General features: G+C 54.5%; 1 pseudogene. It reads right to left on the bottom strand.

Annotated features, from left to right (window positions below):
• Nucleotides 1–653, bottom strand: a pseudogene (locus R7Z50_RS28185) (hypothetical protein); the annotation flags it as partial.

The raw sequence follows: 653 nt of genomic DNA, 5'->3' as shown, positions 1-653 counted from the left end.
ACAACGACGGTGTACGTGCCATTTGCCTCACCACTGATGTCCATCGCGTTGCTCGTCCAAGCGCCACCACTTTGTACCGTGGCACTGCCGCTAGCTATAACCGTGTCACTGCCTTGCGCTTTGATTTCTACGCTCACGGTTTGGCCATCAAAGCGGCTTGAAGTACCGGTGATCTGCAATGCGGCAGCATTGCTGCTATCCACATTGCCTACTGGCGTGATCGCCAAGGTTGGTGTGATTGGCATAGAGTGGCTGCGGTCTTCTGCGCCCGTATTCCCCGAAAGGTCTTGGTAATCTTTCACCACCAATCCAACAGTCAGCTCTGACGACACTGGCACCACAACATCACCGGTCCAGACTTTCGCATCCACTGTCTTAGTCAGTGTGACGGCGGAACCACCCAGCTCTGCGCTTGCTGCTTGCAGCGCTTTATCGAACTCCAGTCTGACCGTCACATTTTGTCCTTCCGCTTGGTGCGTTGGGTTAAAGGTCGCGTTAGTCAGTGTTGGCAACGCCTGTGCCAACGTGAAGTTTGTGCTTTCTGTTGCTTCCACATTTGAGGCATTGGTGCCCGTGACAACGACGGTGTACGTGCCATTTGCCTCACCACTGATGTCCATCGCGTTGCTCGTCCAAGCGCCACCACTTTGTAC

The organism is Vibrio sp. 1249-1 (assembly GCF_033340495.1).
Note: the sequence above shows the minus strand (reverse complement) of the source record. Positions and strands in the feature narration are given on the sequence as shown.